Genomic DNA, 7,960 nt, shown 5'->3' with positions numbered 1-7,960 from the left:
AGGCCATAAGGGCTATGCCCGAATGGCACGAAGCCGAGCCGCAGGCAAAATCGCTCCAGTGGAGCGATTTTAGGCGAGAAGGCCATAAGGGCTATGCCCGAATGGCACGAAGCCGAGCCGCAGGCAAAATCGCTCCAGTGGAGCGATTTTAGGCGAGAAGGCCATAAGGGCTATGCCCGAATGGCACGAAGCCGAGCCGCAGACAAAATCGCTCCGGTGGAGCGATTTTAGGCGAGAAGGCCATGAGGGCTATGCCCGAATGGCGCAGCGCTCATGCTCAGATTGACTTGCACCCGCCTGCGCGCGAAAAGCCTCTCGCCTACCAGAAACGGACCTCATCGATGACCAAGAAGATCGCTTTCCAGGGCGAGCCGGGCGCCTTCAGCCATGCTGCCGCCAACAATGTCTTCCCCAGCGAAGAAGCGATCGGCTGCGTCACCTTCGAGGAGACTATCGCCGCCGTGCAGTCCGGTCGGGCTGATTTTGCCGTGGTGCCCGTCGAGAATTCACTCTACGGCCGCATTACCGACATTCACCACCTGCTGCCCGAAAGCGGCCTCTACATCATCGGCGAGACCTATCTGCGGGTCGAGATGAACCTGCTTGGCGTGCCCGGCGCCACGCTCGGCGACATCAAGGCCGTCCAGTCGCTGTCGGTCGCCCTAGGCCAGTGCCGCAAGTTCATTTCCGAGAACGGCTTCCGCACCATCAACGCCGTCGACACCGCCGGCTCCGCTCGCGAAGTGGCACAGAAGGCCGACAAGTCGGTTGCGGCCATTGCCTCCCGCTTTGCCGGGGAAATCTACGGCCTGGACGTCCTGGCCTCCAATATCGAGGATGCCGACCACAACACCACGCGCTTTCTCGTGCTGTCGCCGACGCCCAAGGAGGCTCCGGCCGGCCATGCCAAGGTCAAAACCACCTTCGTCTTCCGCGTCCGAAACGTGCCGGCGGCGCTCTACAAGGCCATGGGCGGCTTTGCCACCAATGGCGTCAACATGACCAAGCTCGAGAGCTACATGGTGGGCGGCGCCTTCACTGCCACCCAGTTCTACGCCGATATCGAGGGCCACCCCTCCGACATCGGCGTGCAGCACGCCTTCGACGAGCTTAAGTTCTTCACCGACTATTTCAAGGTGCTCGGCGTCTATCCCGCCAACGAGAGCAAGTAGGGCCCTCAATCGCCCCGCAATACCTCATCGATCTCCGGCAGGTTGTAGAACTGGCGGATGATGTCCCAGCCCTCTTCGGCCGTGTCGACGATGCTGAAGAGCTTGGGATCATCGGGTGCGATCGTACCGGCTTCCGCGAGTGCCTCGAAGTTGATGACCTTGCTCCAGAATTCGGCGCCGAACAGCAGCAGCGGGATCTTGTCCATCCGGCCGGTCTGGATCAGCGTCAGCGTCTCGAAGAACTCGTCCAGCGTGCCGAAGCCGCCGGGGAATACCGCGACGGCCTTGGCCCGCATCAGGAAGTGGATCTTGCGCGTCGCGAAATAGTGGAAGTTGAAGCTGAGATCGGGCGTCACATAGAGGTTTGGCGCCTGCTCGTGCGGCAGCACGATATTGAGCCCGATCGAGGGCGCGCCCACATCGGCAGCGCCGCGGTTGCCCGCCTCCATCACGCCCGGGCCACCACCGGTCACCACAACGTAGTCCTTGAAATCGAGCGCCTTGGAGGTGAACGAAGCCAGCTGCGCAAAGCGCCGTGCTTCGTCGTAGTAGCGTGAGGCCGCCTCCAGATTGCGCTTCTGCATTTCGTTCTTGGCGGCCCAGGCCGGCATGCCCGGCGCCGGAATGCGCGCGCCGCCGAACAGCACGACGGTCGAATTGATGCCCCGCTCGCGCAGCCGGAATTCCGGCTTGAGATATTCGAGCTGGAAGCGGACGCCGCGCGTATCTTCCGAGGTCATGAACTCGTCGTCGGCAAAGGCCAGCCGGAATGCGGCCGATTGCGTCTGCGGCGTCGATGGCGCGCGCTTGGATGCGGCAACGTCCTGGACGGAAGTGCGCAACGGGGTAGGGCGGCGTCTGGCCATTCCGGCTTCTCCATTGGTCGCCGCCGGAACGCGGTCGGGCAGCGCGACATCTCTCGTGGTATCAGATCGGCGGGCTTCGCCATAATTCCGAACGCTTGCACAGGGCATATCCAGCCCGGGCGATGTGAGCAAGGGCACGGGGCTTGATCCAATTCACGAGTTTGGAAGCGCGGATCGACGCAGCCGCGCATGGCGTCCTGGCGCGCCTGCCGCGTGGCCGGCTGGCCGACGGTCTCATCGAGTTCCTGGTCTTCGGTCTCAAGCAGGCCTGGGCGTGCCTGTTCGGCGGGCTCATGCTGGCCATGATTCTGCTCACCACCTTCTGGTGGCCCGACAACGGCATCGATCGCTATGACGTGTTCTTCGTGGCCGCCGTCTTGATCCAACTCGGCATGCTGGTCTTCCGGCTCGAAACCCCGAGCGAAGCCAAGGTCATTCTCATCTTCCACATTGTCGGCACCGGCATGGAGCTGTTCAAGACCGCGGCCGGCTCATGGATCTATCCCGAGGATGCCTTCTTCCGGCTGGGCGGCGTGCCACTGTTTTCCGGCTTCATGTATGCCTGTGTTGGCTCCTACATGGCGCGTATCCTGCGCATTTTTGACATCACCTTCACCCGCTATCCGCCGGTGTGGATGACGGTGCTGCTGGCCGTGGCGATCTACGTCAACTTCTTCAGTCACCACTATATTTTCGACTTCCGTTGGGTGCTGTTCGCGGTCGTAATTATCCTCTACGCGCGCAGCAGCATGCATTACCGGGTGTTCCGCTTCCGCCACCGCATGCCGATGCTGCTGGCCTTCCTGCTGGTGGCGCTATTCATCTGGATTGCGGAAAACATCGGCACCTGGTCGCGGGCCTGGATCTATCCCGATCAACTCGACGGCTGGTCGCTGGTCAGCTGGAGCAAGCTGGGCTCATGGTACCTGCTGATGCTGATTTCGGTCGTGCTGGTGACGCTGGTGCATCCGCCCAAGGCCTATCGGGCCGACGCGGAAACTAATCCCGGGCGAGGACACTCGCGCGCAGACTAGCGAACCACCGGCGAAGCGTGACCGCCAGGCTGGGTGGATCCTGGTAGTTGCGCAGCATGTATTCGGCGATCCGATAGCCTTCTTCGACGATCCGCCGCTCGTCGCGGGTCAGGCCGACCGATGGAACACGCATGACAGGCTCCCGCTTATGGTTGACGAAACCTTAACGCGCTGCCGTGTGCTTGTCCGGGATCACCTTCGATCATGGTTTACGGGCCAGGGTTGACGGCTTGTCCATCATGTAACAATAGAAGTTACATGATGCCATGGAGTACTGCCGATGTCGTCCTTCTTCAACGAGCACGCTGCCGCGTCCTATCTCGATGGCCCGCCGCGGCAGGTTCCGGGCTATGCGGGCCTGCTCCGCATGGCGATGCTGCTTGTCGCTGAACGTGCTCCTGCCGATGGGCGCGTGCTGGTCCTCGGGGCCGGTGGCGGGCTCGAGCTCAAGGCCTTTGCCGACGGTCAACCTGGCTGGTCATTCGACGGCGTCGACCCGTCGGTTCCGATGCTTCAACTGGCCGCCGAGACTGCAGCCGGGCATGCGGCGCGGATCCGGCTCCACCAGGGCTATGCCGACACCGCTCCGGCCGGCCCCTTCGATGCCGCCACCTCAATCCTGGTTTTCCACTTCATGTCGCGCGAGCAGCGCCTCGATGCCTTGCACCAGCTGCGGCGCCGCCTCAGGCCCGGCGCGCCTCTGGTGCTTGCCCATATCAGCTTCCCGCAGGCTGAGCCCGAGCGTTCCGCCTGGATCGCCCGGCACGTTGCCTTCGGCGCCGCGGCCGGCTTGACGCATGAGCAGGCGGCAAGCGCCCGGCAGGCCATCGGCTCGCGGCTGACCATTCTCGACCCGGAGGAAGAACAAGACCTGATGCGCGAGGCCGGCTTCGTCGACGTCACCCAGTTCTATGCCGCCTTCAGCTTCCGTGGCTGGGTGGCCTATGCGGGATAAGTTGCGCCCCCTGCAGCGAAAGGGGTATTTGTCGTTCGTTTCCCTCTTCATGCCTGGAGGGTGGAGACTGCCGGTTCGCCGATGGCAGTCGGCGAACCGGCGCCTTGGCTAGTCTGCGCCGGTCACCTTGCCGGGCAGGCTGAGGTCGCCCGAGGCCACCTTGAACACATTGTCCACGCAGAGCAGCGGCGCGTGCAGGTCGGCATTGACCTTTAGGCCCGCCGTCACCCCGTCGAAGGATGCCCCATCCACGGCACCGATCAGCGCCAGCGGGATCGCCACGTCCACCGTGTCACCGGTAAATGTCGTCGGGTAGTCGGGGCTGTCGATCAGCAGCGGCACATTGGGCCAGGTCGGCGGCACCTTGGGCGTCGCACCATCGGGAATGTCGTTCACCTTGAGCCCGCCGGGACAAGCAGCATCCTCGCCCAGCACGACCCAGTGCGGATGCCACACGTGACGGTTGGTGCCGCCATAGGCTGCGTCGTCGAAATCGGGATGGAAGGTGACGGCCAGGGCCACGATGCCCTGGTCCTGCTCGAACCCGATATCGCCGCTGTTGAGTGATGTGGGCCAGACATAGGCGTAGACGCTGGAACCCGCGAAGGCCCCGGTGGCATCGGGCTTGTCGACACCGGCCTCGCCCCGCACCCGCGTGGTGAAATGAGCCACGTCGCCCTCGATGGCGACCGTGGTTTCGACGATATCGAACGACGCCATCACGACTTCGCTGGGCTCGGCATGAATGCCGGCGTCGTGCGCTTGGCTGGACACGGCCGGAAGGGTGGCGAGCAGCGCTGCTGCCGCGATCAGTGGGCGGAACATGGTTGTTTTCCTTGTCGGTTACCTGGAGGGTGGTGGAGGTTGTGATCCTTCAAATGCGGTCCAGGTGGCAGCCCGGACCGAAGGATCGGCGGTTTCGTGTTCACGGCAATCGATCCGCAGATCCTGCTGGCCGAAGGCGGCGTCCACGAAATTGCAGTGATGCGGCTTGGCCGCATCGGCATGGGCGTATGGCCGGAAATACCGGCAGCTGACGCACATGCGCTGGATGGGTATGGCTTGGCTTTCCTGCAACTGGCGGATCACCGAGACCACCAGCAGCAGCAGGTATTCCTGCTGGTCGTCAGGCAAAGCCGAGGCGGCTTGGGCGACGGCGCCTGGCGCAGCGGCGCGGGCAGCGTGAGCATCGCGTCCGGCCGGCGTAATCTGCACGCGCTGTGAACGGCCATCGCCCGGTTCGGGGCGCTTCTCGACCATGCCCTTGCGTTCGAGCGCGAGAATGGAATCCGTGGCCGTCGGCTGCGACACACCGAGTTGGCTTGCCAGGTCTCGCACGGCCAGCCCGGCCGGGCGGCCTTCCAGCACATCCAGGATCGCCAGTTGCGTTGGGTTGACCCCGGCCGCTCGGGCCCGGTTCCAATCATCGGCACGTATGGCTGTCGCGATGCGTTCGAGGCCTTCAAGGACACGCATGGGAAGCGGGGGCGCTGTGCGGGGTGATTCCATGGCTCCAATTACATAGGATTCCTATGTAATGTCAATGGACGGTGTGGATGTTGCAAACGGCGCATCATGGCCTTGCCAAAGCCACGTTTTGTTCGCATATAGCGAGCGGGAGGTTGGCGCGGACGTGTTCCTCGCCAACCGGGTCAGGTCCGGAAGGAAGCAGCCCCAACGAGACCTTCACGGGTCGTTGCCAGCCTCCTACTTAATCTGTTCACAGATGGTGTTTGACACTCCGCAAACCGGCTTGAGGCTTTTGCGGACGGGCACCATTGCCTATGGTCGGAGCATGATCTCAGGCAGATTCCCAATGCAAGCGACAGAAGGGCTCGATGGCTGACGCACCGACCTCGCCCTATCTCGTGCTCGCCCGCAAATACCGGCCGCGCGATTTCACCACGCTGGTCGGCCAGGACGCGATGGTGCAGACGCTGGGCAATGCCTTCGCGCAGAACCGCATCCATCATGCCTTCATCCTCACCGGTGTGCGCGGCGTGGGCAAAACCACGACCGCCCGCATCCTAGCCCGGGCCTTCAACTACGAGGATAAGTCCGGCCCCCACCCGACGCTCGATCTGAGTGTCGAGGGCGAACATTGCCGCGCCATCATCGAGGGGCGCCATGTCGACGTCATCGAGATGGACGCCGCCAGCAATACCGGCATCAACGACATCCGCGAGATCATCGACTCGGTGAAATACGCGCCGAGTTCGGCGCCCTATAAAGTCTACGTCATCGACGAAGTCCACATGCTCTCGACCGCGGCCTTCAATGGTCTGCTCAAGACGCTCGAAGAGCCGCCGCCCTATGTGAAGTTCATCTTCGCCACCACCGAAATCCGCAAGGTGCCGGTGACGATCCTCAGCCGCTGCATGCGCTTCGACCTGCGCCGCATCACGCCCGAGATCATGACGGCCTATCTCGAGTCGATCCTGGGGCAGGAAGGCATCAGCTTCGAGCCCGAGGCGCTGGCCATGATCGTCCGCGCCGGCGAGGGCTCGGCCCGCGACAATCTCAGCCTGCTCGATCAGGCCATCGCCCATGGCAATGGCACGGTGACCGCAACCACCGTCAAGGCCATGCTGGGGCTTGGCGACCGTGCCCGCATCATCGATCTCTTCGAGGAGCTGATGGGCGGCCAGATCGGCCAGGCCATCGAGACCATGCGCGCCCTCTACGACATGGGCGCCGATCCGCAAACGCTGGTGGCTGACCTGGCCGACTTCACCCATCTGGTGACGCGCATCAAGGTCGTTCCATCAGCGGCCGACGATGTCTCGCTGACGCCCGACGAGCGTCGCCGGGGCGCCGAACTGGCGGGCAAGCTGCCGATGCGGGCGCTGACCCGCGCCTGGCAGATCCTGTTCAAGGGCTATGACGAGGTGGCCCGCGCCAGCAATGGCCTGCAGGCGGCCGAAATGGCCCTTATCCGGCTGGCCTATGCCGCGGACCTGCCCAGCCCCGACGATCTCATCGCACGCCTGGCCAACCAGCCAGCGCCCGCGCCGAGCCTGCCGCCCATGGCGCCGATCGGGCGCGGTCCGTCCAATGGAGGCGGCGGGGCGTCTGCCATGCGGGTCGAGTCCCCGCGGCCCGTGATGACCGAAGCCGTGGCCGCGCAGCCCACCACGTTGCAGGCCGCGCGGCCCGCCGAGGCCCCGGTCGTTCAACCCGCCATGGCCACCGTCGGCTCGTACAAGGAGCTGATTGCCCTTGCCGGCGCCAAGCGCGATATGCTGCTCAAGCTGGCCCTCGAAGGCCAGATGCGACCGGTTTCCTTCGAGCAGGGCAAGATCGAGATAGCCCTCGTCGAGGGCGCCAACCCGGCCAGCGTCAATACGCTGTCGGCACGCCTGCAGGAATGGACCGGCCAGCGCTGGCTGGTCACCGTGTCGACCAAGCCGATCGATGGTCCCACCCTCCGCCAGGAGAAGGAAGAACGTGCTGCGCTGCAGCGCGCGCAGGCGCATGACGATCCTCTGGTGCAGGCTATTCTCAACACCTTTCCCGGCGCCAGGGTCGTTAACGTCAAGGTCAAGGACGAGCTTGACGCAACGCCCCCCGATCTGCCGCCCCCGCCACCTGAAGAGGACGACGAATGAAAGACATCATGGGAATGATGAAGGCCGCCAGCGAGATGAAGGGCAAGATGGAGGCCATGCAGGCCGAGCTTGCCAATCTCGTCGTGGAAGGCCGCTCCGGCGGCGGCATGGTCACCGTGTCACTGACGGGGAAGGGCGACCTCAAGGGTCTCAAAATCGATCCGTCCCTGTTCAAGGAGGACGATGTCGAAGTGCTCGAGGACCTGATCGTGGCCGCCCATGCCGATGCCAAGGCCAAGTCCGAGGCTGAAATGCAGCGGCGCATGTCCGAAGTCACCGCTGGCCTGCCCATCCCACCGGGTATGAAGTTCCCGTTCTAGGCGTT

General features: G+C 63.8%; 8 protein-coding genes, 1 other RNA gene and 1 pseudogene. 6 read left to right on the top strand and 4 right to left on the bottom strand.

Going from position 1 to position 7,960, the window contains the following annotated elements; all coding sequences use genetic code 11:
- The first annotated feature begins 341 nt into the window (after positions 1-341).
- Positions 342-1,172: a prephenate dehydratase gene (locus JI749_RS17360; protein WP_201656922.1), complete on the top strand. Its 831-nt coding sequence runs from the start codon at positions 342-344 to the stop codon at positions 1,170-1,172.
- Positions 1,173-1,177: 5 nt separating this feature from the next.
- On the opposite strand, the gene JI749_RS17355 is transcribed toward JI749_RS17360, so the two are convergent.
- Positions 1,178-2,038 carry an LOG family protein gene (locus JI749_RS17355; RefSeq protein ID WP_201656919.1) on the bottom strand — a complete coding sequence of 287 codons (861 nt, stop codon included), beginning with the start codon at positions 2,036-2,038 and terminating at the stop codon, positions 1,178-1,180.
- 143 nt (positions 2,039-2,181) lie between these two features.
- On the opposite strand from JI749_RS17355, the gene JI749_RS17350 reads away from it, so the two are divergent.
- Complete coding sequence (locus JI749_RS17350; protein ID WP_201656916.1) at positions 2,182-3,072, top strand: DUF817 domain-containing protein; 891 nt, start codon at positions 2,182-2,184, stop codon at positions 3,070-3,072.
- On the opposite strand, the gene JI749_RS17345 is transcribed toward JI749_RS17350, so the two are convergent.
- A complete protein-coding gene (locus JI749_RS17345) occupies positions 3,038-3,205 on the bottom strand; it encodes a hypothetical protein (RefSeq protein WP_201656913.1) in 168 nt (55 codons plus the stop codon). The genes JI749_RS17350 and JI749_RS17345 overlap by 35 nt on opposite strands.
- 147 nt (positions 3,206-3,352) lie before the next feature.
- Here JI749_RS17345 and JI749_RS17340 point away from each other — a divergent pair, with 147 nt between their 5' ends.
- On the top strand, positions 3,353-4,027 hold the full coding sequence (locus JI749_RS17340) for a class I SAM-dependent methyltransferase (RefSeq protein WP_201656910.1): 675 nt from the start codon (positions 3,353-3,355) through the stop codon (positions 4,025-4,027).
- 108 nt (positions 4,028-4,135) lie between these two features.
- Here the strand turns inward: JI749_RS17340 and JI749_RS17335 are convergent, their stop codons facing one another.
- Positions 4,136-4,852, bottom strand: coding sequence for a hypothetical protein (locus JI749_RS17335; protein WP_201656907.1), 717 nt, complete (start codon positions 4,850-4,852; stop codon positions 4,136-4,138).
- 18 nt (positions 4,853-4,870) lie between these two features.
- Positions 4,871-5,503 carry a MarR family winged helix-turn-helix transcriptional regulator gene (locus JI749_RS17330; protein WP_233280807.1) on the bottom strand — a complete coding sequence of 211 codons (633 nt, stop codon included), beginning with the start codon at positions 5,501-5,503 and terminating at the stop codon, positions 4,871-4,873.
- A gap of 140 nt (positions 5,504-5,643) precedes the next feature.
- Here JI749_RS17330 and ffs point away from each other — a divergent pair.
- The 3 genes and pseudogenes from ffs to JI749_RS17315 all read left to right on the top strand — a co-directional run bounded on the left by ffs (position 5,644) and on the right by JI749_RS17315 (position 7,955).
- An RNA gene (gene ffs, locus JI749_RS17325) (signal recognition particle sRNA small type) lies at positions 5,644-5,739 on the top strand.
- A 114-nt stretch (positions 5,740-5,853) separates the two neighbouring features.
- Positions 5,854-7,635, top strand: a pseudogene (locus JI749_RS17320) (DNA polymerase III subunit gamma/tau); the annotation flags it as partial.
- Positions 7,632-7,955: a YbaB/EbfC family nucleoid-associated protein gene (locus tag JI749_RS17315; protein WP_201656896.1), complete on the top strand. Its 324-nt coding sequence runs from the start codon at positions 7,632-7,634 to the stop codon at positions 7,953-7,955. The pseudogene JI749_RS17320 and the gene JI749_RS17315, both read left to right, overlap by 4 nt.
- The last annotated feature ends 5 nt before the right edge of the window (positions 7,956-7,960 follow it).

This window comes from Devosia oryziradicis, from assembly GCF_016698645.1.
Classification (GTDB): Bacteria; Pseudomonadota; Alphaproteobacteria; order Rhizobiales; family Devosiaceae; genus Devosia; species Devosia oryziradicis.
This window is presented reverse-complemented; position numbering and strand designations above follow the sequence as displayed.